The organism is Streptomyces sp. NPDC047002 (assembly GCF_040704505.1).
Classification (GTDB): domain Bacteria; phylum Actinomycetota; class Actinomycetes; order Streptomycetales; family Streptomycetaceae; genus Streptomyces.
On sequence record NZ_JBEYWC010000004.1, the window covers coordinates 1 to 23,022 of the forward strand.

General features: G+C 73.1%; 19 protein-coding genes and 1 riboswitch. Of the genes, 12 read left to right on the top strand and 7 right to left on the bottom strand.

What is annotated here, in order from left to right:
• Window positions 1-98: 98 nt before the first annotated feature.
• Together AB0910_RS05815 and AB0910_RS05820 are read right to left on the bottom strand one after the other, a co-directional pair.
• Window positions 99-1,733 carry an ethanolamine ammonia-lyase reactivating factor EutA gene (locus AB0910_RS05815; RefSeq protein ID WP_366743274.1) on the bottom strand — a complete coding sequence of 545 codons (1,635 nt, stop codon included), beginning with the start codon at window positions 1,731-1,733 and terminating at the stop codon, window positions 99-101.
• A gap of 133 nt (window positions 1,734-1,866) precedes the next feature.
• A complete protein-coding gene (locus AB0910_RS05820) occupies window positions 1,867-2,982 on the bottom strand; it encodes an ethanolamine ammonia lyase-activating protein (protein WP_366743275.1) in 1,116 nt (371 codons plus the stop codon).
• 338 nt (window positions 2,983-3,320) lie between these two features.
• Here AB0910_RS05820 and AB0910_RS05825 point away from each other — a divergent pair, with 338 nt between their 5' ends.
• The 6 genes from AB0910_RS05825 (at window position 3,321) to AB0910_RS05850 (ending at window position 10,281) form a co-directional block, all read left to right on the top strand.
• Window positions 3,321-3,635 (top strand): 2Fe-2S iron-sulfur cluster-binding protein, encoded by a 315-nt coding sequence (locus tag AB0910_RS05825; RefSeq protein WP_366743276.1) that lies wholly within the window; start codon window positions 3,321-3,323, stop codon window positions 3,633-3,635.
• Between the two features lie 72 nt (window positions 3,636-3,707).
• Window positions 3,708-4,994 (top strand): aromatic ring-hydroxylating dioxygenase subunit alpha, encoded by a 1,287-nt coding sequence (locus tag AB0910_RS05830; protein WP_366743277.1) that lies wholly within the window; start codon window positions 3,708-3,710, stop codon window positions 4,992-4,994.
• Window positions 4,995-4,996: 2 nt separating this feature from the next.
• On the top strand, window positions 4,997-5,521 hold the full coding sequence (locus tag AB0910_RS05835) for a 3-methyl-2-oxobutanoate hydroxymethyltransferase (RefSeq protein WP_366743278.1): 525 nt from the start codon (window positions 4,997-4,999) through the stop codon (window positions 5,519-5,521).
• A gap of 118 nt (window positions 5,522-5,639) precedes the next feature.
• The gene (locus AB0910_RS05840; RefSeq protein ID WP_366743279.1) at window positions 5,640-6,503 is read left to right on the top strand and encodes a 3-methyl-2-oxobutanoate hydroxymethyltransferase; all 864 of its coding nucleotides are present in this window, start codon (window positions 5,640-5,642) and stop codon (window positions 6,501-6,503) included.
• A 14-nt stretch (window positions 6,504-6,517) separates the two neighbouring features.
• Window positions 6,518-7,396 (top strand): alpha/beta hydrolase, encoded by an 879-nt coding sequence (locus AB0910_RS05845; RefSeq protein ID WP_366743280.1) that lies wholly within the window; start codon window positions 6,518-6,520, stop codon window positions 7,394-7,396.
• 239 nt (window positions 7,397-7,635) lie between these two features.
• Window positions 7,636-10,281, top strand: a complete 2,646-nt coding sequence (locus AB0910_RS05850) for a SpoIIE family protein phosphatase (RefSeq protein WP_366743482.1) — start codon at window positions 7,636-7,638, stop codon at window positions 10,279-10,281.
• A gap of 54 nt (window positions 10,282-10,335) precedes the next feature.
• On the opposite strand, the gene AB0910_RS05855 is transcribed toward AB0910_RS05850, so the two are convergent.
• The gene (locus AB0910_RS05855; protein ID WP_366743281.1) at window positions 10,336-10,815 is read right to left on the bottom strand and encodes an RpiB/LacA/LacB family sugar-phosphate isomerase; all 480 of its coding nucleotides are present in this window, start codon (window positions 10,813-10,815) and stop codon (window positions 10,336-10,338) included.
• Window positions 10,815-11,789, bottom strand: a complete 975-nt coding sequence (locus tag AB0910_RS05860; protein WP_366743282.1) for an ABC transporter substrate-binding protein — start codon at window positions 11,787-11,789, stop codon at window positions 10,815-10,817. Before AB0910_RS05860 ends, AB0910_RS05855 begins: the two co-directional genes overlap by 1 nt.
• Window positions 11,790-11,935: 146 nt before the next feature.
• Between AB0910_RS05860 and AB0910_RS05865 the strand changes: the two genes are divergently transcribed.
• From AB0910_RS05865 to AB0910_RS05880, 4 genes are read left to right on the top strand one after another with little or no spacing between them, the layout of a single operon-like run.
• Complete coding sequence (locus AB0910_RS05865) at window positions 11,936-13,054, top strand: zinc-binding dehydrogenase (RefSeq protein WP_366743283.1); 1,119 nt, start codon at window positions 11,936-11,938, stop codon at window positions 13,052-13,054.
• Window positions 13,051-13,752: a 4-carboxy-4-hydroxy-2-oxoadipate aldolase/oxaloacetate decarboxylase gene (locus AB0910_RS05870; RefSeq protein WP_366743284.1), complete on the top strand. Its 702-nt coding sequence runs from the start codon at window positions 13,051-13,053 to the stop codon at window positions 13,750-13,752. Before AB0910_RS05865 ends, AB0910_RS05870 begins: the two co-directional genes overlap by 4 nt.
• Window positions 13,753-13,759: 7 nt before the next feature.
• Window positions 13,760-14,788, top strand: a complete 1,029-nt coding sequence (locus AB0910_RS05875; protein ID WP_366743285.1) for an amidohydrolase family protein — start codon at window positions 13,760-13,762, stop codon at window positions 14,786-14,788.
• Window positions 14,789-14,793: 5 nt separating this feature from the next.
• A complete protein-coding gene (locus tag AB0910_RS05880; protein ID WP_366743286.1) occupies window positions 14,794-15,789 on the top strand; it encodes an ABC transporter substrate-binding protein in 996 nt (331 codons plus the stop codon).
• Here AB0910_RS05880 and mgtA read toward each other — a convergent pair.
• Window positions 15,782-18,592, bottom strand: coding sequence for a magnesium-translocating P-type ATPase (mgtA, locus tag AB0910_RS05885; RefSeq protein WP_366743287.1), 2,811 nt, complete (start codon window positions 18,590-18,592; stop codon window positions 15,782-15,784). The two genes, AB0910_RS05880 and mgtA, sit on opposite strands and share 8 nt — an antisense overlap.
• Before the next feature lie 12 nt (window positions 18,593-18,604).
• Window positions 18,605-18,976: a metalloregulator ArsR/SmtB family transcription factor gene (locus tag AB0910_RS05890; protein ID WP_366743288.1), complete on the bottom strand. Its 372-nt coding sequence runs from the start codon at window positions 18,974-18,976 to the stop codon at window positions 18,605-18,607.
• Between the two features lie 213 nt (window positions 18,977-19,189).
• Between AB0910_RS05890 and tatA the strand changes: the two genes are divergently transcribed.
• Complete coding sequence (tatA, locus tag AB0910_RS05895; protein WP_366743289.1) at window positions 19,190-19,483, top strand: Sec-independent protein translocase subunit TatA; 294 nt, start codon at window positions 19,190-19,192, stop codon at window positions 19,481-19,483.
• A gap of 56 nt (window positions 19,484-19,539) precedes the next feature.
• Entirely contained in the window at window positions 19,540-21,285 is a 1,746-nt protein-coding gene (locus tag AB0910_RS05900) for an LCP family protein (protein WP_366743290.1), read from the top strand.
• A 121-nt stretch (window positions 21,286-21,406) separates the two neighbouring features.
• Here AB0910_RS05900 and AB0910_RS05905 read toward each other — a convergent pair whose 3' ends face one another.
• Window positions 21,407-22,255 carry a transglycosylase SLT domain-containing protein gene (locus AB0910_RS05905; RefSeq protein WP_366743291.1) on the bottom strand — a complete coding sequence of 283 codons (849 nt, stop codon included), beginning with the start codon at window positions 22,253-22,255 and terminating at the stop codon, window positions 21,407-21,409.
• Window positions 22,256-22,259: 4 nt separating this feature from the next.
• Window positions 22,260-22,419, bottom strand: a riboswitch (cyclic di-AMP (ydaO/yuaA leader).
• Between the last annotated feature and the right edge of the window lie 603 nt (window positions 22,420-23,022).

The window sequence follows — 23,022 nt, forward strand, 5'->3', positions numbered from 1 at the left end:
CCCAGAAGTGCCCCATCACCGGGTGGCGGGCCCAGGCGCGCGCCGTGTCGCGGGGCCGCCGTGGCGGCCGGCCCCCTTCCCGTGCGCCCGCGCGCACGTCATGCGGTCGCGCGCGGATCCTCGCTGAAGATCAGGGACTTGATGGTCACGGGGACCGTGTTGGAGGGGAAGCGCCGGCGGCCGATGTCGATGTAGTCGAAGTCGCGCAGGCTCACCCCGTCGATCACCAGGAGGTCACTGGAGACGCCGAGTTCGTCGCGCAGCAGCCGGCCGAGCGTCATGGCGACGTCGCCGTCGAGCATCACGTAGACCGGGCGCCCCAGGGCGGTGCGCTCCGCGAGGCCGTCGCGGACGCCCCGGGCGAGCGCGACGACGCGCTCGTAGCTCGGCAGGCCCTGCCAGCCCATGGCGAGCGCGACGTCCGCCTCGGGCGACACGTCCAGCGCGACGAGGTGGCGGCGTACCGCGTCCGCGATCCCGGCCGCGTCGACGTCCTCCCCCAACGTGTAGACGGGCTTGACGACTTGGAGGTTGCGGCGGGGCAGCAGCGTGTCCGGTGCCGTGATGAAGCCGGTGTTGCCGCTGAGCTGCACGCTGTACTCGCTCGCGCCGAGCGCGGTCGCCCTGATGCACTCCCCCGCGGGCAGCAGCGGGTAGGGCAGCGCCCCGGTGTCGAGGCGGCGGCGCAGGGCCTGGCCGAGCGGCATGCCGAGGTCGCCGAAGCGGCGCTCCTCGCGCTCGTAGACGTACTCGGCGACGCCGCCGGAGACCATCACGCCGTCGACGCGGCCGAGCGGCCCGAGCGGCTCGGTGAGGAAGAGTGCCGCCACGTCGTCCGGGAGCGGGTCCGCGGTCAGGGCGGTGATCAGGGTGTCCGCCATGGTCTCCGCGACCTTGGCGCACTCCTCGGGGGCCGCGGTGTCGCCCAGCTCCCAGCTGAAGCCGGCGCGCGCCGCGTGGCCGCGCCCCGCGGGGTCGAGCCGTACGACGCGGCCCGCGTCGTCGGTTACCTGGAGCCGCCCGCCGATGTGCACGGCCGCGGTGCGCAGCACCCGGCCGCCCTCGACGAGGGCGAGCTTGGTGGTGCCGCCGCCGATGTCGACGTTGAGGATGCGCAGGCCCCTGTCGTACGAGGTCTGCGCGGCGCCGGAGCCGTAGGCGGCGAGCATGGCCTCCATGTGGTGGCCCGCGGTCGCGGTGACGAGTTCGCCGCCGCGCTCGGCGAGGACGCCCGCGATGGCCTCGGCGTTCTGCCGCCGCAGGGCCTCGCCGGTGAGGATGACGACGCCGGTGTCGACCCGGTCGGGGTGGACCCGGGCGGCGTTGTAGGCGCGGTCGATGATCGAGCCGAGGGCCTCCGCGTCGATGTGCTCGGCGCTCGCGTACGGCGTCAGCTCGACCGGCGAGCGGTAGGTGGTGGCGCGCCGCACCACGATGTAGCGGCTGGTGAGGTCCTCGCTGATGCGGCGCAGCCGCAGTTCGGAGAAGACCACCTGGGTGCCGGACGAGCCGATGTCCATGCCGACGCTGTGCAGTGTGACGTTGTCCTGCTGCCAGATCGGGTTGTCCTCAAGGGCGCCGAGCGGTTCGTCGTCGTGGACGTGGTCGTCGTCGGGGGCCCAGGCAGCGGAGTACACGCTCCGCTCGTCCCCCGCGCCGCCGTCGTGCCCGTGGGAGTGGCTGGGGTGCGCGTGGCCGCCGTGCGGGTGGCCGGAGTGCTCGTCGTGCTGCACGGGGGTGCTCCTCCTGTGCCGTGCGGCCCGCCGGGTGCTCAGGCGGGCCGCACGGGGTCGGGACGGGGGGGTGGCGGGGGCGTCCTGCGGGCCGCCCGGCGCGGGCGCCGCTCGGGCCGGGGAGCCCGGGGGGCTACGGCTTGGGCGGCAGGTTGGGGATCTCGGCCTCGTAGACCTCGTCCATCTGCGGCTTCAGGCCGACCTTCGCCAGCTCCTCGCGGAACATGTCGCGCACCAGCGGCGCCTCGTCCGCGTAGTCGATCTGGTCGCCGCCGATGCGCATGCTGATCCACGCCTTCGGCACGCCCTGCGCGTTGCGCACGGACACGACCTCGTGCTTGAAGGCGAGGTAGCGGCCGGGCTCGTCACCGGTGTTGAAGTGCTGGTGGAACCACATGTTGGGCGGCACGATCAGGCTGCCGGGACCCCACTCGTAGCGGCGGGGCTCCTCGCCCTCGGGCCACATCAGGCTGTAGCCGGTGCCGGAGAGGATGATCACGTGGGCGCCGGGGCCGTGCCGGTGGCCCTTCTTGTACGTGCCCACGGGGAACTGCGAGATGTGGCTGTTCATCGAGCCGCGCGCCATGTTGAAGCGGATGTGGCCGCCGCCTGCGCCGCGCTCCTTGGCCTCGATCAGCGGCAGGTTGACCGCGTCCGCGACGAAGTTGGTGTCGAGGAGGAGGCCCTTCTGCTCGCCCTTGGGCGCGAAGTAGTCGGGCTCGCCGTCGAAGCGGTTCGGGAAGTCCTTCTCCGTGCCGAAGACGAAGTCGACGTCGTCGTAGAGGTTGATGATGGGTGGCATGTTCGTCGACGAGACGAACCGGGCCGCCTTGCTGCCCGAGCCGTTGAAGTGCTGGTGGTGGGCGTTGAGCGGGATCGCGAACAGCGCCCCTGGCCCCCACTCGAAGGTGACCTCGGCGCCCTTGTCGTTCCACACCTTGGTGGAGCCGTTGCCGTCCAGGACGAGGATCATCTCCTCGAACAGCTGGCGCTGCGGGGCGAGCTTGCCGCCCGCGGGGATCTCGCAGACGTAGCAGTCGTTGGACGTGCGGGTCGCCTCGTGGTTGATGAACACGCCCCGGCCGCCGCGGCGCGCCCACGGCTTGAGCTCCACGGTGCGCAGGTCCGGCACATAGTGCGCGGCGATGATGTCGAGGCCCTCGTCCGCGACCCAGCGGGTGTAGGGGGAGTCCTTCTCGGTGGCGAACTTCGCCGCCAGGCTGTCGTTGACGATCGCGTCCTTGGCCATGCGGGGCCCTCCCTGTCGTCGTACCCGGTCCCCGCGACGAGGGGCCGGCGCGCCGCGGGACGGTCTCGTCCGGACCTCTCCTTCGCATCTTCCCGACCTTTTACTCGGAGGGGAGTGCCATGGCGGCGCATTGGTAGGACCCTAAGGCCAGGGTTTTCGGCGTGTCAACGGCGTCGATGCCCACCCGGCGGGCCCGCCACACAGCCCGCGACGAGCGCTTGTGCCGCCGACGGGCGTTCTGGTCTAATGGACATACCAACGGCCCCGTGCGTCAGAGGCCGTGCGTCCCGGCACTTCGGGGACGTCCAAGTGAGAGGACACGAGGGATCTTGTCCAAAGTGACCTATACCGACAGCTCGGGCCGCGCCTACACGGTCGACGCCACGGTCGGTGAATCCGTCATGGCCGCTGCGGTCAAGAACGGAGTCCCCGGGATCGTCGCGGAGTGCGGCGGCAACTGCTCCTGCGCCACCTGCCATGTGTACGTGGGCCAGGGCTTCGCCCCCCTGGTGGGGCAGCCGGGCGACATGGAGGAGGACCTGCTCGACATGGCGGTGGCCGACCGGCGCGAGACGAGCCGCCTGTCCTGCCAGATCCGTGTCACGGAGGAACTCGACGGGCTGACCGTCGAGATCCCCCCGGAGCAGCCCTGACCGCTGCGCCGCGCGCCAACGCAGGGTTGCCGCCACCCCGGTGGCGGGCCATCACGTGAAAGGGAAACGGCCGTGCTTAGAAAAGACATCAACGAGCTGCTCACGCAGACCGGTCCTGGTACGCCCATGGGCGAGCTGTTCCGGCAGTACTGGCTTCCGGCGATGCTCGCCGAGGAACTGCCGGAGGACGACTGCCCCCCGGTGCGCGTGAAGCTCCTGTCCGAGCGCATGGTCGCCTTCCGTGACAGCGAAGGCCGCTACGGCCTGATGGACGAGTTCTGCGCCCACCGCGGCGCCTCGCTGTGGTTCGGCCGCAACGAGGGCTCGGGGCTGCGCTGCCCGTACCACGGCTGGAAGTACGACGTCACCGGGCAGTGCATAGAGGTGCCGTCGGAGGCGGACAACAGCAGCTTCTGCGAGAACGTCAAGCTGACCTCGTACCCGCTGGTCAAGATCGGCGACGTGCTGTGGACCTACATGGGCGACCCGGCCAAGACGCCGCCACTGCCCGAGTTCGAGTTCGTGCACGTCCCGGAGGAGCAGAACTACACCTCCAAGCGCTGGCAGCAGTGCAACTGGCTGCAGGCGTTCGAGGGCGGCATCGACTCCAGCCATGTGACGTTCCTGCACTCCGGCGGCCTCAAGACCGACCCGCTGTTCAAGGGCTCCAAGGGCAACGACTACAACGCCAACGACACCAAGCCGTTCTTCGAGGTCGCCGACACCGAGGGCGGGCTGTTCGTGGGCGCGCGGCGCAACGCCGAGGACGGCCAGTACTACTGGCGGATCACGCCCTGGGTGATGCCCTGCTTCACGATGGTCCCGCCGCGCGGCGACCACCCGGTGCACGGCCACTTCTGGGTGCCGATCGACGACGAGAACTGCTGGGCCTACTCCTTCGACTACCACCCCGTCCGCGCGCTGACCGAGGCCGAGCGGCAGCACATGAAGGACGGCTTCGGGGTGCACAGCAAGAACATCCCCGGCACCTACCGCCCCGCCGCCAACATGGACAACGACTACCTCATCGACCGCGAGGCGCAGAAGCGCGGCGAGACGTACTCGGGCGTCGAGGGCATCGCCATGCAGGACGCGTCGCTCCAGGAGTCCATGGGTCCGATCGTCGACCGCACCAAGGAGCGCCTCGTGCCCGCGGACAGCGGCATCATCAAGGCGCGCCAGAAGCTGCGCAAGGCGGTGCTCGCGCTGCGCGACGAGGGCGTGACGCCTCCCGGGGTGGACCCCGAGCACCACAAGGTCCGCTCGGCGGCGGTCGTCCTGCCCCAGGCCGAGTCCTTCCTCGACGCCTGCAGGGACGCCGTGACGGTGCAGCCCGGCGTGCGCCAGACCACGGTGTGACCATGGCGCGGACAACCGAGCTCGACCGGGCCACGGCGCCGCCGCAGGCGCCTGCCCTCAGCGAGTGCGCACGGGCCACCTCCGCCTACGAGTCGCGCTTCCGCATCGACCGGCCGATCGTGCCGGCGCGCGCCGCGCGCGTCATCGCCCTCGACGAGCGGGCGGTCGCCGTCGCCCGGCACGTCGCGGGGCGGCAGTGGGCGCACGCGCGGTTCTACGCCTGCGAGGGCGGCGACCCCCGCGACCCGCTGCTGCGCCGCCTCGACGGCGTGCCCGCGCCCCTCGCGCAGGTGCTCACCGGGACGGACGTGGTGGTCGTGCTGGCCACCGAGGACACCGGCAGGCACTACGCGGAGGCGATCGGGCGGATCTGCCGCGAGCGCGGGATCACGACGGCGGGCCTCGTGCTCGGCATCGACTACGAGGCGCAGGACGCCGTCGCCGCGCTGCGCCCGTACGCCCGGGTGCTGCTCCCGTCGGCCGACGAGAACGACGTGTTCGAACTGCTCACCGCCCTGCGGGTGTGAGCGGCGCGGCGAGGGGCCGGCCTTTCGGGGGGAGGAAGAGAGACCCCGCCCGGCCCCTCGCGCTGGTCATGGGCCGGGCATCCGGCCGTGGAGACGAAGGAAAGGCGGTGCGCGGCTCATGGCCGAGAAGGTCACGACAGGCACGCTCCAGCGCATGAAGGACGAGGGCCGCAAGATCGTCGGCGTCGTCGCCTGGGACTACCAGATCGCCCGGCTCGTGGACCGGGCGGGCGTGGAGATCGTGTCGGTGGGCGACACCGTCGGCGTCAACCTGTGGGGGCAGGCCAACCCCTTCGAGATCACCATGGACCAGATGGTGACCGTGGCGCAGGCCGTGCGCAGGGGCGTGAGCCGCGCGCTGGTCAGCGTCGACTTCCCGTTCGGCCCCCTCCAGGAGGGGACGGCGAGCGCGGTGAGCGCCGCGATCCGCTTCGTGAAGGAGGCGGGGGTCGACATGGTCAAGGTCGACGCGGCGTCCGACTTCCCCGAGGCGGTCACCGAGATCACCCGCGCCGGCATCCCGGTCTTCGCCCAGTTCGGCATCACCCCGCAGACGGCGCTGCGCTACGGCGTCGAGTACAAGGCGATCCCCTCGGCTGCCGACGCGGTGCCGGTGGAGATGAAGGACGCCATGGTCGCGGAGGCCAAGCGCCTCGAAGAGGCGGGCGCCGTGCTGCTGAACTTCACCAACTCGGGCCCCGCGGTGGGCGCGGCCGTCGCGCAGGCCGTCTCCGTGCCGGTGGTCGGCGGCTTCGGCGGCGGGCCCTGGCTCGACGGCCGGATGCGGATGGCGCACGCGGCCATCGGGTACGCGGCCTCCGCCGTGGACGACCCGCCGGACACGTACGCGAACGTCGCGCGGATCACGCTCGACGCGATCAGCTCCTACGCGGCGGACGTGCGGGCGGCGCGGCAGGTCGCGGGCGGCATCCCGGTGCCTCCCTCAGACGGCGCAGGCGCCGCCGCGCAGACCGGGAACTGAGAGGAGCGGGCCCCATGGCGACCACCGACACGCAGGACGACGGGACGGGCACGGCGGAGATCGGCGGGCTGCGCACCCGCTACCGGGTGACCGGCAGCGGCCCCGCGCTGCTGATGTTCTCGCCCGGCGGCTTCGACTCGACGCTGGAGAGCTGGCGCACGGTCGGCGTCTACAAGCGGCTGAACCTGCTCGACCACCTCTCGCGCTCCTTCACGTGCATCACCTTCGACCGCCGCGAGTCGGGGCAGTCGGGCGGGCGGGTCGAGCGGATCTCCTGGGCGCACTACGTGGCCCAGGGCGCGGGCCTGCTCGACCACCTCGGCATCGAGCGCGCCCACCTGATGGGCGGCTGTGTGGGGTGCTCCACGGTGGCGGCGTTCGGCGTCGCGCACCCCGAGCGGGTGCTGAGCATGGTGCTGTACTCGCCGGCCGGCGGGGTGAAGTACCGGATGAAGCAGCACGCGCGCTTCCTCGAACACCTCTCCTTCGCGCAGGCCGAGGGGCTGAAGGCGGTCGTGGAGCTGGCGCGCTCGACCACGGCGGGCTTCACCGCGGATCCGCGGGTGGGGCCCTGGGTCTCGGTGCTGCGCACCGACGAGGAGTTCGCCGAGCGGTACGCGGCCGTCGAGCCCGAGCGGTACGCGACGACGGTGACGGGTCTCGTGCGCCACCTCTTCGACCGGGACACCGTGCCGGGCGCCGAGCCCGAGGACCTGCTGACGCTCGACGTGCCCGCGCTGATCGTCCCCGGACAGGACACCTCGCACGCCCCCTCGGCCGCCCGCTACCTCCAGGAGTGCCTGCCGCACAACGAGTACTGGGACGTGCCGGTGGCGGAGCAGACGGAGGAGAACGCACCCGCGCGCATCGCGCGGTTCCTGTCCGGCGCCTGACCGCCGGGGCCGCGCGGGGCCGCCGGAGTCGCCCGGGCCGCCCAGGGGCGCCGTCCCCCGGCGGCCCCGGCACCGGTCGGCGCACGCCGCTCGGCAACCCCGTCACGTACGGGTAAAAATGGCATATGGCACGACATCGGCACCAGGGTTCTCCCCGGCAGGACCGGGCCGCCGGCGAGCGGCGGCGCGGCCGGGTCAGTGCCTGGTCGCTGTTGAGCCCGCGCTCGGTCGTGGGGCAGATGTTCCTGCTCCAGGTCGTCGTGGTGCTGCTGGTCGCGGTCGGCGCCGGCGTGCTGCTCGTGCTCACCGTGCAGCACGAGAGTTCCCAGGACGCCTCGCACCGGACCCTGGCGGTGGCCGAGGGCTTCGCCAACACGCCGGGCGTGGCGCGTGCCATCACGTCGCCCGGCGCCTCCGAGGTGCTCCAGCCGCGCTCCCGCGCCGCTGCCGACGGCGCGGACGTGGACTTCGTGACGGTGGTGGACCGCGCGGGCGTGCGGCTGACCGCCGCCATCCCCGACCTGATCGGCCGGCACACCAACCAGGACATGGCGCCGCTGCTCGCCGGGCACACCGTGCAGAGCAAGGCGGTCGGCTCGGTCAGTCCGCAGTACCGGACCTTCGTCCCGGTGCGCGACGACGAAGGCCGGGTGGTCGGCGCGGTCGGCGCCGGGGTGCGCACGAGCAGCGTCAGCGACGCGGTGAGCCGCCAGATGCCGGTGCTGCTCGGCGGCGCGGCCGCCGCGGTCGCCGTGATCACCGGGGGCGCCGGGCTGATCAGCAGGCGCCTGCTGCGCCACACCCACGGCCTCGGCCCCGCCGAGATCACCCGGATGTACGAGCACCACGACGCCGTCCTGCACGCGGCGCGCGAGGGCGTGCTGATCGTGGACGGCGACGGCGCGCTGCTGCTCGCCAACGACGAGGCGCACCGGCTGCTCGACCTGCCGAAGGACGCGCTCGGGCGCCCGGTGCGCGAGCTGGGGCTGCCCGCGCCGGTGGCGGAGCTGCTGACGTCGAACCGCACCGCGACCGACGAGGTGCACCTGGTGGGCGGCCGGGTGCTCGCCGTCAACCAGCGGCGCACCGGCACGGACGGCGGGCCGCCCGGCAGCGTCGTGACGCTGCGCGACTCCACGGAGCTGAAGGCGCTCTCGGGCCGCGCAGAGGCCGCGAGCAGCCGCCTCGAACTGCTCTACCAGGCGGGGCTCGGCATCGGCACGACGCTGGACGTGACGCGTACCGCCGAGGAGCTGGCGGAGGTGGCCGTGCCGCAGTTCGCGGACTTCGTCACGGTCGACCTGGTGGAGCAGGTGCTCGCAGGCGACGAGCCGGGCGGCGGCGCCGTGCGCTCCTTCCGGCGCGCCGCGTGCGCCGGGGTGCTCGAGGACCATCCGCTGTTCAGGCCGGGCGAGCAGCTGCGGCTCACGGAGACGTCCCCCCAGGTGCGGGGGCTGCTGAGCGGGCACGCCGTGCTGGAGCCCGACCTGCGCGCCGCCGGGGCGTGGCACCGGCAGTACCCGGAGCGCGCCCGCGAGGTGGTGGCGTACGGCATCACCTCGCTGCTCTCGGTGCCGCTGATCGCGCGGGACACGGTGCTCGGCGTGGTGAACTTCTGGCTCTCCGAGGACTCGGGGACGTTCGAGGACGACGACCTGGCGCTCGCGGAGGAGCTGGCCGCGCGGGCCGCCGTCTCCATCGACAACGCACGCCGCTTCACCCGGGAGCACGGCATGGCGGCGACCCTCCAGCGCAGCCTGCTGCCGAGCGGGCTGCCGGAGCAGAACGCGCTGGACGTGGCGTACCGCTACCTGCCCGCGCAGACGAACGTGGGCGGCGACTGGTTCGACGTCATCCCGCTGCCGGGGGCGCGGGTGGCGCTCGTGGTGGGCGACGTGGTCGGGCAGGGCGTGCAGGCCGCGGTGACGATGGGGCGGCTGCGCACGGCGGTGCATGTGTTCTCCGCGCTCGACCTGCCGCCCGACGAGCTGCTCGCGCGCATGGACGAGCTGGCCGACCGGATCGGGCAGGAGAGCGGCTCCGCCGAGTCCGACCAGGGGATCATGGGCGCGACCTGCCTGTACGCGGTGTACGACCCGGTCGAGAGGCGCTGCACCATGGCGCGGGCCGGGCACCTGCCGCCCGCGCTGGTGACGCCCGAGGGCCGGGTGCGCTTCCTCGACCTGCCCGCGGGGCCGCCGCTCGGCGTGGGCGGACTGCCGTTCGAGACGGCGGAGGTGGTGGTGCCCGAGGGCAGCGAGCTGGTGCTGTACACGGACGGGCTGGTGGAGGAGCGCGGGCGGGACATCGACGAGGGCCTCGCCGGCCTTGCGGCGGTGCTGGCCGGGGCGCGGGGCTGCCCCGAGGAGGTGTGCGCCGCGGTGCTCGACACGCTGGTGACGCCGGGGCGCAGCGCGGACGACACGGCGCTGCTGGTGGCGCGCACCCGGGTGCTGCCGCGGGAGCGGGTGGCGCGCTGGGAGGTGCCGAACGACCCGGCGGCGGTGGCCGACGTGCGGACCGCGGTGTCGGCGAAGCTCGCGGAGTGGGGCCTCGGGGAGACGGCTTTCGTCACCGAGCTCATCCTGAGCGAGCTGGTGACCAACGCGATCCGGTACGCCACAGGGCCCATCGGGGTGCGGCTGCTGCTCGACCGGCAGCTGATCAGCGAAGTCTCGGACGGCAGCAGCACCGCCCCGCACCTGGGGCAGGCCGCGGCCACCGACGAGGGCGGCCGCGGCCTGTTCCTGGTGGCGCAGTTCGCGGAGCGCTGGGGCACCCGCTACACGTCGTCCGGCAAGATCACCTGGGCCGAGCAGCAGCTGCCGACGGGGTACGCGGGCCCGCGCGGCGTACCGGAGGGTTCGGCCGCGCACCCTGCCTGAGCACGGCGGCTGCGCACGGGGGTCCCGGGCGGGCCGCCGGGCCCGCCCGGGGGCTCATGGGGTGTGCCCCGGTGTGCGGGGCAGGGGGCGGCCGCGCTCGATGGCCTCGATCTGGGCGACCCTGCGGGCGTGGACGCCTCCCTTGAAGGGGGTGGCGAGCCAGGTGGCCGCGATCTCCTCCGCGGTCTCGGGCGGCAGCGTCTTGGCGGCCAGGACGAGGACGTTGGCGTCGTTGTTGCCGCGGGAGATCCCGGCGCTCCACAGGTCGTGGCAGAGCCCGGCCCTGATGCCGCCGACCTTGTTGCAGGCGATGGTCTCCCCGAGGCCGCTGCCGCCGAGGACGATGCCGCGGTCGGCGCGGCCCGCGGCCACCTCGGCGCAGACGTCGGCGCAGAGCGCGGGGTAGTCGACGACGGTGTCGCCGTCCGGCGCGCCGCCGCGGTCGTCGACCTCGTACCCGCCGGCCGCGAGGCGCGCCGCGAGGCGGACGCGCAGGGCGGCCCCGTTGTGGTCGGCGGTGAGGGCGACGCGCATCAGCCGGTCACGTCCAGGGTGGTCTTGGCGAAGACGTCTTCGAGGGCGGCGGGCCTGCGCAGGATGCGCTGGTCGACCGCGTGCCGCATCAGGGTCTCCAGCACGGCCCTGTTGGGGGCGATGCCGTACGGGAGGGGGTCCTCGCCCGTGGTCTCCAGGACGCGTGCGTACATCCGGTCGGTGGCGGTGGGGTTCTCGATGGCCCCGGCGCGCAGCCGGTCGACGTAGAGGCGCTTGGCGCGCGCGAACGCGTCGAAGACCTCGGCGCCCAGCTCGGGGCGCTCCCGCAGGAGTTCGTCCTTGACCACCACCAGGTGGTTGATCGGGTAGAAGCCGCGGGTCTGGAGCGCGGCGAAGCCGGCCTCCTCGGCGTCCGGGACGAGCGGGACGACGCCGGGCACGTCGGCGCCGGCGCCGATGCAGGCGGCGAGCTCCCCGTCGGCGAGGAGCTGTTCCAGGGTGGCGCCCTCGGGCATGCTCTCGACGTTGGACGGCGGTTCGTAGGAGGCGACGTGCTCGTCGCCCGAGAGCACCCAGGTGATCGTCGACAGGTCGACGCCGTACTCCTCCTGGAGGACGGCGCGCGCCCACACCCCGGTGGTGACGGTGTAGCCGCGGCTCACCCCGACCTTGTGGCCCTCCAGGTCCTTGGGGCTCTTGACCGAGGGCCAGCGGGCCGGGTTGTAGTGGATGGCTCCGTGGTGGAAGCCGCGCACCAGGAAGGCGGGGACGGCGGTGAAGCGTGCGCCGTGCTCCTTGGCGACCAGGTAGGTGGTGAGCGCCATCTCGCTGACGTCGAATGCGAGGCCGCGCACCATCCGGCGGAAGGCGTGCACCAGGACGGGGACCTCTTCGAAGGCGAAGGACCAGCCCTGCGGCTTCACCTCCCCCGTCTTGAGCGCCTCGTTGTCCCCCTGGGTGCGGGTCACCGCGAGAAGACGGCGTTCGTCGGCGGTGCCGGCCGTGTCTGCCATGTCTGCTGCTCGATTCTGTCGCGCACGGACCTATCGACTGCCGAAAGGTAGCATGGTCAGTCCATCAGGCCATAGAGTATCGTCCCGCACGCAAACCATCGCGGGAAAGCCCACCGGAGAACGTTCCCCACGGGTGAGGAGAAGTCATGGCAGAGCAGGTGTTGGCGGCGGTCAGGACGGGGCCGGGCACGACCGAGCTCCAGGAGTTCGCGATGCCGGACATCCCGGCCGACGGCGCGCTCCTGAAGGTGGAGGTCGCCGGCATCTGCGGCACGGACGTCAAGATGTACGGGAAGCCGCCGTTCACCGACCCGGTGATCATGGGCCACGAGAACGTCGGTGTGATCGCCAAGGCCGGCCGCGAGTTCACCGAGCGCAAGGGCCTGCGCGAGGGCGACCGCATCTTCGTCGAGCACTACGTGGGCTGTATGCGCTGTGCCTGGTGCCACGCGGGCGAGTACCGCCACTGCGAGGCCACCGACTGGCGCACCAACCCCGACGCGCGCCGCTACGGGTACACCTCGGCGAACAACCCGTACCACCTGTGGGGCGGCTTCTCGCAGTACCTCTACCTTCCGTGGAACTCGGTGACGCACCGCGTCCCGGACGGCGTCTCCGCCGAACTGGCCGGGCTCGTCACGCCGTTGTCCAACGGCATCGAGTGGGCGCTGGTCACCGCCGGCGTCGGCTACGCGAACACCGTGCTGATCCAGGGCCCCGGGCAGCAGGGCCTCTCGCAGGTCGTCGCCTGCAAGCAGGCCGGCGCCTCCCTCATCATCATGACGGGCACCACGAAGGACGCGGCGCGCCTCGCGATGGCCAAGGAACTGGGCGCGGACGCCGTCATCGACGTGCGCGAGGAGGACGCGCTCGCCCGGGTGATGGAGCTGACCGGCGGGCGCGGCGTGGACGTCGTCCTCGACTGCACGGCGGGCGCGGGCACCGCGCCCGTGCTGCTCGGCATCGACGCGCTCAAGCGCCGCGAGGGCACCATGGTGGTCCAGGGTGAGGTGGCCGCCTTCCCCGACTTCCCGCTCAAGAAGCTCACCGAGAAGTCCATCGCGATGAAGAGTGCACGCGGCCACAGCTACCGCGCCTGCGAACTCGCCCTCGAACAGCTGGCGTCGGGCCGCTTCCCGCTGGAGAAGCTGGCGACGCACACCTTCCCGCTCAGCGAGACCGACCGGGCCATCCGCACGGTCGGCGGCGAGAGCGGCGAGGACGCCGTGCACGTCTCCCTGCTCCCCTGGGCGGAGGCGGCATGAGCGGCACCGTCGTACGGAACACACCGCGCGCCGACAAGGACGCCGTCGAGGCGCTCGCCCGCTTCGGCGTGGCCACCGTCCACGAGGCGCAGGGCCGCACCGGCCTGCTCTCCTCCGCCCTGCGGCCCATCTACCCGGGCGCGCACATCGCGGGGTCGGCGGTGACGGTCAGCGTGCCGCCCGCGGACAACTGGATGCTGCACGTCGCCGTCGAGCAGTGCCGGCCGGGGGACATCCTGGTGGTCTCCCCCACCTCCCCCTCGGACGCGGGCTACTTCGGCGAGCTGCTCGCCACCTCCGTGGCCGCGCACGGGGTGCGCGGCCTCGTCATCGACGCGGGCTGCCGGGACATCGCCGAGCTGACCGCGATGGGCTTCCCCGTGTGGTCGCGCCACGTCTGCGCCTTCGGCACGGTCAAGGAGACGCTGGGCGACGTCGGGGTGCCGGTGGCCTGCGCGGGCCAGATCATCCACCCGGGCGACGTGATCGTCGCGGACGACGACGGCGTCGTGGTGGTGCCGCGGCTGACCGCCGCCGACGTGGCGGCGGCCTCCCGGGCCCGGGAGGACAAGGAGGCGCGCTCCCGCGACCGGTACGCGAACGGCGAACTCGGCCTCGACGTCAACAGCATGCGCGAGCGCCTGGCCGCCAAGGGCCTCACGTACACGGACTACGCAGAACCCGCGGCCGGGGAGTGAGCCCGCGGTGATCATCGACATCCACGGCCACTACACCACCGCTCCGCCGCAGCTCCAGGCGTTCAGGGACGCCCAGTTGGCGCGGCTCGCCGATCCGGCGCTGCCGGTGCCGCGGCTCGCGCCGATCAGCGACGACGCGGTACGCGAGTCGGTGGAGAACCACCAGCTGAAGGTCCTGCGCGAGCGCGGCGGCGACCTGATGGTGTTCTCGCCGAAGGCCTCCGGCATGGAGCACCACGTCACCGACCGGGCGACCGCGGCCGCCTGGGCCGAGGCGAGCAACGACCTGGTGCACCGGGCCGCCTCGCTCTTTCCCGAGCACTTCGCCGCCGTGTGCCAGCTGCCGCAGACCGCGAACGGCCCGCTGGACGACGTCATCGCCGAACTGAGGCGCTGCGTCGAGCAGTTGGGGTTCGTGGGGGCCAATCTCAACCCGGACCCCTCGGGCGGCCACTGGACGTCGCCGCCACTGACCGACCCGTACTGGTTCCCGCTGTACGACGTGCTCGCCGAGCTCGACGTGCCGGCGATGGTGCACGTGTCGACGTCCTGCAACCCGGCGTTCCACACCCTCGGCGCGCACTACCTCAACGCCGACACCTCGGTGTTCATGCAGCTCGTGCAGGACGGCGGCGAGCTGTTCGAGCGGTTCCCCGGGCTGCGGTTCGTACTCCCGCACGGCGGCGGCGCCGTGCCCTACCACTGGGGCCGCTACCGGGGCCTCGCGATGCGGATGGGGCTGCCCGACCCGACCGTGCGGCTGATGGGCCACGTCTTCTTCGACACCTGCGTGTACCACCAGCCCGGGGTCGACCTGCTGACGCGGGTCGTCCCCACCGGCAACGTCCTGTTCGCCTCCGAGATGCTGGGCGCCGTGCGCGGTGTCGACCCGGAGACCGGCGTGGCCTGGGACGACACCAAGCAGTACGTGGACGGCGCGGGGCTCTCGCAGGAGCAGCTGAGGCAGGTCTACGAGGGCAACGCCCGGCGCGTCTACCCCAGGCTCGACGCGAAGCTCACGGCGGAAGGCAGGTAGCGGGCATGCCCCGACTCGCGCTCACCATGGCCTGCGGCGACTACGACCGCACCCGCGCCCTGTGGGAGGAGACCGTAAGGCCGGACGGCATCGACCTGACGTATCTGCGGCTGCCGGTCGAGGAGACCTTCTTCCGGATGATGCGCCACCGGGAGTTCGAGGTCGCCGAGCTCTCCCTCTCCTCCTATGTGGTCTCGCTGCGGCAGGACCCCTCGCCGTTCGTGGCGCTGCCGGTGTACACCTCGCGGATGTTCCGGCACAGCTCCTGGTACGCGAACGCCGACGCGGGCATCGAGTCGCCAGAGGACCTGCGCGGCAAGGTCGTCGGCACGCCCGAGTTCCAGCTCACGGCGTGCGTGTGGATGCGCGGCGTCGTCGGCGACCGGCACGGCGTGCCGTTCGACGCGTACGAGCACCGCACCGGCGGCCAGGAGACCCCTGGCCGGATCGAGAAGGCCAGGGTCGACCTGGGCGACTCGGTGAGGATCAGCCCGATCCCCGCCGACCGCACGCTCTCCTCGATGCTGGCGGAGGGCGAGATCGACGCGCTGGTCACCCCGCGCGTCCCCGCCCCCTTCGCGCAGGGCGACCCACGGGTCAAGCGGATCTTCCCCGACGTGATCGGCGCGGAGAAGGCGTACTACGCGGACACCGGGATCTTCCCGATCATGCATGTGCTGGTGGTGCGCAGGGACGTCTACGAGCGCCACCCGTGGGTGGCCCAGTCGCTGTACAAGGCGGCGCTCGAATCCAAGCGGATCGCCTACGAGAGCATGTACGACACCTCGGCGCTGCGCTTCACGCTGCCGTGGCTCACGCCGCAGCTCGAAGAGGCACGCGCCCTGCTGGGCAGCGACTTCTGGTCGTACGGGCTCGGGGCGGACAACCACAGGACGCTCTCCGCGTTCCTGCGCTACCACCACGAGCAGGGGCTCTCCGACCGGCTGCGCACGCCGGAGGAGCTGTTCGCGCCCGAGGCGCTGGAGTCCGCGGTCATCTGACCCGCGCGCGGGCGCCGTCCCCCGGTCCGAAGGGCCCGGGGGCGGCGCCTTCCGCGTGCCGGGACACCGCGCCCGTACACGCGCCGTCCGCCTGTCCCGACGGCCCGGGTGCCCGCCCGGTTTCCGCACCCCTGGGCGCCCGGCGCGCCCGCGCGCAGGCGAGCGCCGCGCCGTACAGCGCGAGGAGCGCCGCGAGCAGCGGGTAGTACGCCGGCGGCGGCGGTGCCATGCCGAAGGAGGCGCCGGCGGGCAGCAGCGGCAGCGCGACGCCGACCGCGGCGAGGAAGGCGGCCGCCGCCCTGACCGGCGCGGGCGTGGCGCCGCCGCGCGGCCGCAGCAGCAGCATCACGAGCGCCTGGGTGAGCAGGTTCTCGGTGAACCAGCCCGCGTGGAAGGCGGCCTCGCCCCCTGCGTGGGCGCCCGGGTGCCCGGTGAGCGCGATCACGCCGAAGGTGGCGAGGTCGGCGGCCGCGTTGAGGACCCCGTACCCGGCGACGGTGCGCAGCAGCCCGGCGGGGCGCAGGGTGGCGGGCCGGTCGGCGGCCGACGCGGGCGGCCGGTCGAGCGCCAGGGTGAGCTGCGCCGCGTCGAAGCAGAGGTTCTGGAGCAGGACCTGCGCAGGCAGCATCGGCAGGAACGGCAGCAGCAGCCCGGCGCCGAGCATCGCGATCACGTTGCCGACGTTGGACGACAGGGTGATGCGCAGATAGGTGACGATGTCGGCGCTCGCGCGGCGCCCGTAGGCGACGGCGTGGGAGAGCGCGGTGAGGTCCTTGGTCGCGAGGACCACCCCGGCCGCCTCGCGCGCCACCTGCGCCGCGTCCTTCGTACAGATGCCGAGGTCGGCCGCGCGCAGCGCCGGCAGGTCGTTGACGCCGTCGCCGAGGTACCCGGTGGTGCGCCCCGCGGCGCGCAGGGCCCGTACGACCCGGGCCTTGTGCTCGGGGGCGCAGCGGGCGAAGACGGTGGTGCGGGCGGCGAGCGCGGCGAGCTCCGCGTCGTCGAGCGCGTCGACGGTGTCGCCGGTGACGACGGCCTCGGGCGCGACGGTCAGGCCCAGGTCGCGGCAGACGCGGGCCGCGGTGCCCGGGTGGTCGCCGGTGAGCACGGCGAGGGACACGCCACGCCGGGCGAGGGAGGCGAGCGCGTCGGCCGCGGTCGGCGCGAGGGCGTCCCGCAGCGCCACGAACCCGACGAGGGTGAGGCCGCTCTCGGCGGCCGAGGTGAGCGGGCGTGGCCGCAGCGGCAGATCGCCGACCGCGACGGCGAGCACCCTGAGCCCCTCGCCCGCGGCGTCCGCGGCGAGGCGGTCGAGCCGGGCGCGCGCCGCCGGGTCGAGCGCGGCCGTCCCCTCCCTGGTGCGCAGCCGGGTGCAGCGGTCGAGCACGTCCTCGGGGGCGCCCTTCACGGCGAGGGTGTGGCCGCTGCCGTCGCGCACCAGGGCGGCGGAGCGGCGGCGCACCGGGTCGAGGGGGAGCGCGGCGACGCCCTCGTAGCGGTCGGCGGCGCCGGGCGGCGCTGCGGCAAGGACCGCCTCGTCGAGCGGGTCGGGCTGCGGGACCTCGGCGAGCTGGAGAGTGACCAGGCTGTTGACCGCGGCCCAGGCGAGCGCCTCGGGGCAGGGGCCGCCGTCCGGCGCGAGGGTGCGGTCGAGCACCGGCAGGTCCTGTGTGAGGGTGCCGGTCTTGTCGGTGCACAGCACCTCGACCGCGCCCAGGTCGTGCAGCGCGGGCAGCCGCTTCACGATGACGCCGTAGCGGCCTGCGAGGCGCCCGGCGCCGCGCGCCAGCACGGTGTTGACGACGACGGGCAGCATCTCGGGCGTGAGGCCGACCGCCACGGCGACCGCGAAGGCGGGCGACTCGGGGCTGCTGCGGTGCAGGAGCGCGCCCGCGGCCAGGACCAGCGGCGGGGTGAGCGCCATCAGCCGCACCAGCAGCCACACGACGCCCTTGACCGACCGGTCGAAGGGCCGCTCCACGCCGCCCTGGCGCGGTCCGTGCTCATGGTCGGTGCCGTGCGCGGTGGCGAACCGGGTGCCGGGCCCGGTGGCGGTGACGACGGCCGTGGCGCTGCCCGCGGCGACGCTGCTGCCCTGGAAGCACAGGTGCGGCGCCTCGAAGGCGTCGGCGGCCGCCGGTGCGCGGCTGCCCGGGCCTCCTGGCCCTTCGGGGTCGTCCACCGGGTGCTTGGCGACCGGCACGGACTCCCCGGTGAGCGCGGCCTGGTGCACGCTCAGGCCGGTGGCCCGCAGCAGCCGCACGTCGGCGGGGACCAGGTCGCCGGGGGCGAGCCTGACGATGTCCCCCGGCACCAGGTCGCAGGCCGGCACCTCGCGCTCGCGCGTCTCGGTGTACGAGGGCCCCGCGCGGCGCCGCACGGTCGCCGTGGAGGGCAGCGCGCCGTGCAGGGCCGCGGCCGAGCGGTCGGCCTGCCGCCCCGCGCGGGCGCGCAGCGCGCAGCTGACGGCGACGAGGACGGTCAGGACGCAGGCCGTGCCCCAGGACGTGACGGCGGCCGAGACCGCGGCGAGGCAGAGCAGGACGCCGGTGAAGGGGTCGCGCACCCCGCCGAGGAAGCGGCGCAGCAGGGGTGCGGTGCGCGCGGCGGGCAGGGTGTTCTCGCCGTGCCGTACGAGGCGGTCCTCCGCCTCGGCCTCGGTGAGGCCGCGCGGCCCGGTGCCGAGGCGGCGCAGCACTTCGAGTGTGGTGACTGCTGTGGTGGCCGCGGTCCCTTCGCGCCGGCCGGGGCGCGGGTGCGCGGCGGGTGCGGCGCCCGCGGGCGGCGGCTCGCTGGTGCGCATGGGGCGGGCGGGTCAGGCCACCGGGCCGCGCGGGCCCGACACCGCCGCGGGCAGGCCGCCGGGCGCGTCGGCGGCCTCGCCGGGCCTGCCGAGCACCAGCAGGACGACGGTCACGAGGGCGGGGTCGTCGACGAAGTAGACCTGGCGGCGGCCCTCGCGGCGCGCGTGGACGAGCCCGGCGAGCTTCAGCTTGGCGAGGTGCTGGCTGACGGCGGGCAGCGATCCGCCGACCCGCTCGGCGAGACCGGTGACGTCGCTCTCGCCCTGGGCGAGTATCCAGACGATGTGCAGCCTGACCGGTGACGAGAGCAGGCCGAAGGTGGCTGCCGCGTCCTGCAGCGCGTCGTCCTCGGGGTCGGCCGGTCTCGCGGGCGACCGTGTCACGTGAACCTCCACAGATTGACGTGCCAGGGTGGGGGCGGCAGCCGGGCGCGTCGCCGGCCGGGCCGGTCCGTCAGCCTACGCGAGTGAGAGGATCGGCCGGGGCCCGACAGGAACAGCGCCGGGCCGCTCACTTGCTCGGTTGCGTAATGTGGCAACCTTGGGGCACCGGTGGCGTCCGCCGCCGGTCCCCGTCGTACCCGGAGGTGGCGTCGCATGCTCAGAAACGGTCTTGAGCCCTGGCACGTACTCGTGGTCGTACTCGTGGTGGCCCTGCTGTTCGGCTCGAAGAAGCTCCCGGACGCGGCGCGCGGCATCGGCAAGTCCCTGCGCATCTTCAAGAGCGAGGTCAGGGCCATGAAGACGCTGGACGAGACGGGCGGCAAGGACGCGGCGCAGGCCCAGGACGCGACCGGGGCTGCGCCCATCGGCGGCGTCGTGTCCACCGCGCGCAAGGACGCCGCGCCGGCGTCCGAGGCGGCCGGGCGGGACACCGCCACGGCCCACTGAGCCGCCAGTCGGCCGTCAGCACGCACACCGACCACTGACGCACAGGGAGTTCGCAGATGACGGACCCGAGGGCGGGCGAACGCGCCCGGCAGGCGACCCGCCACCGCCCCTCGGGGCCGCCGCGCCAGCGCACGTCCCGCGACGGCCGGGACCTCGGGGCGGGCCCGGGCGAGCCGCCCGCCGGCGGCCGGGCGGCGGCCCGCAAGGCGGCCCGCGCCAAGGACCGGGGCAGCAGGCGGCGCCGCGCCAAGCCGCTGCCGCGGCGCAAGCGGATCGTCAGGACGCTGCTGACGGTGGTGTCCGCGCTGATCCTGATCGTCGCGGGCGGCGGCGCCTGGCTCTACGAGCACCTCAGCGGCAACATCCGCAGCATCGCCATCGACGGCGGTTCCAAGGAGAAGGCGGACTCCTTCGGCAGGACCCCGATCAACATCCTGGCGATCGGCTCCGACGGCCGGAACTCGGCGAGCGACTGCAAGCTCGGCGGCGGCTGCGGGTCGAGCACGTCGACCGCCGGGCACAACGCGGACGTCGAGATGGTGGTGCACATCTCCGCCGACCGGTCCAACGCGACCGTGATGAGCATCCCGCGCGACACCGAGACGCAGATCCCCGCCTGCAAGGGCAGCGACGGGGGCCCCTCGACCGGCGGCTACCAGGGCCAGATCAACAGCGCGCTCCAGTACGGCCCCGCCTGCCAGGTCTCCACGGTGCACCAGCTCACCGGCATCCCCATCGACCACTTCGTGATGCTCGACTTCTCCGGTGTGGTGAAGATGTCCGACGCGGTGGGCGGCGTGTCGGTGTGCGTCAGCGACAACGTCTACGACACGTACTCGCACCTCAAGCTCGCCAAGGGCACGCACACCCTCAAGGGCGACGCGGCGCTGGAGTTCGTCCGCACGCGGCACGGCCTGGGCGACGGCAGCGACCTGGGCCGCACGTACGCGCAGCACATCTTCCTGAGCGCGATGATCCGCAAGTTCAAGAGCGCGGGCACCCTCTCCGACCCGCCGAAGGTCTACGCGCTGGCCGACAGCGCGACCAAGGCGATGACGGTGGACACCGGCCTCGGCAGCATCAGCAAGCTGATCGGGCTCGCCGACGACCTCAACAAGGTCCCGGCGAAGCGGATCACCTTCACCACCATGCAGACCGGGCAGTCGCCGACCGATGCGAACCGGGTGATCCCGGCGCCCGGCGCGACCGCGCTGTTCTCGGCGATCGCCGACGACAAGTCGCTGACCGCGTCGAACGGCAAGAAGACGGCGGCGGGTGGGCAGCCGTCGGCCTCGCCGTCCAAGGCGGCGCAGCCCTCGGCCTCGGTCGCGCCCTCCGACGTCTCGCTGTCCGTGGAGAACGGCACCGGCATCACCGGGCGGGCCGGCGCGGTCGCCTCGGCCCTGACCGGCAAGGGCTTCACCGTCGGGGCGTCGGGCAACGCGGGCAGCGCGGTGGCGCGTACCACGCTCGCCTACGGCCCGGGGCAGAAGGCGGCGGCGCAGACCGCGGCGGACGCGCTCGGCCTGCCGTCCTCCCAGGTCACGTCCTCGGACACCGCGGGCCTCGTGCTCACCATCGGCTCGGACTGGCCCTCGGGAGCCGCCTATCCAGGCAGCTCCTCGGGCGGCGGCTCCGGGAACGCGCACGAGGCCGTCTCCGGCGCCCACGCGGACACCGCCGACGACTCGAAGGCGTGCGCCGAGGTGAGCCGGTACAAGACGGTCGAGATCAACGGCGTACCGATGACGCCTTCTCAGGCGTACGCGGCATCTCCCAACAAAAAGGACTCCGCCTCCTGACGCGCGGGAGGCGCGCAGGACGCACGGAGGCCCGCCGGTGTGTCTCCGGCGGGCCTCCGCGTCTCGCCCCGCTCGGGCCCGCCGGTGTGTTCCGGCGGGCCCGAGCAGGGTGGTGTGTCCGTCAGTACGGGCCGTTGACGTTGTCGATCGAGCCGTACGTGGCGGCCGCGTAGTTGCACGCGGCGGTGATGTTCGCCACCGGGTCGTACGGGTCCATCGAGGTGCCCGCGACGTGGTAGGTCTGGAACGTGGGGTCGATCACCTGGAGCAGGCCCTTGGACGGGGTGCCCTGGGCGGCGTTGGAGTCCCAGTTGTTGATCGCCGTCGGGTTGCCGGACGACTCGCGCATGATGTTGCGGTAGATGCCGTCGTAGCTGCCGGGGATGCCGTGCTCGGCCATGACGGCCAGCGACTGGCGTATCCAGCCGTCCAGGTTGTCGGCGTACACCGGAGCCGCGGCCTTCTTCGCCGGGGCGGTGTCCGCGGTGTTCTCTGTCTTGATGACGGTCTTGTGCGCGGTGTGCGCGGTGTGCGCGGTGCGCTCACCCGTGCCGCCGGTCGCGCCCGTGGTGTGGGCGGCGGAGGCGGCGGCCTTGTGCCCGAGGGACAGCTTGAGGCCGGGGTGGATGAGCGACGGGTTGCCGCCGACGGCCTCCCGGTTGTCCTGGTACAGCTTGTGCCAGCCGCCGGACAGCGAGTGGTCGAAGGCGATCTTCGAGAGCGAGTCGCCGGGCACCACGGTGTACACGGAGCCCGCGGCGGTGTGCGCGGCCGTGCGGGCCTGCGCGGGGGCCTCGGCGGCCTGGTGGACCGCGGCCTCGTGGGCTGCGGACTGCGGGGCCGGCGCGGCGCCCGCGGCCGCGGCGGTCAGCAGGGGTACGGCGATCACCGCGCCGCCCACACCTGCGGCCATGAGGCCGCGGGTCAGCGATCGGGACAGGGGACGGCGGTGGCTGGCCTTTTTGGGCATGCTGAATTCCTCTCCGTCGCCTGCGAGGTGAGCTGTCGGGTTCGGGCTGGAGATGCCCGGCCGCATGGCTGCGGCTTCACCCCGAGCCGGTCCGCATGCGCGGCACGGCGACTTACCTGGGTCCCCCGCTCCTGCCGTATGGATGAGTTCAGTGGTTGAGGTATCCGGGCAGCGGCAGGATTCGGCGGTCTGTCCGGAATGACGAGAACGTAAGCGAAGACCTCGCGGCGAAACAAGTTCTGAATTCACGCAGCGATGCTTTAAACGCGTTCAGCGAGGGAATACTCGATCTTCCCCCTGCCGCCGAAAGCCCCAACGCGCCCTGGACGCGCGCGAAATGAGGCAGGCCCTCAACAGGCCCACACGCCCCTTCTGGTGACACATATCACCGACCAGCGGCGCAACCGTCCCAGACAACACCCGCCAGAGAGCAATAACTTACCCTAAAAGCCCAGACGGGAGCTTAGGTGTGAAAAGCACTAAATCGCCCATAACGGCACCATGGATCCACGCTCCCTCCTTCCGTGCGGCCCACCCTCCCGAGAATGACGCGCAATCAGGAATTCACCCCGCGGACGGCGGCCGCGCGGCCTGCCGCAAGGCCCCGGAAGATCGCCGGGCAAAGGTCGAGCGGAACCCGCACCAATTCCCACAGGAGAGTCGTCCGCAAGACCTCGCAGAAGAGAAAGACATTCCCCTTTCCCTTTCTGACGTGCAATCAAAAGGCGACCGCGGCGTAAGCTGCCGGTGCCGTGCGGGCTCCCCCA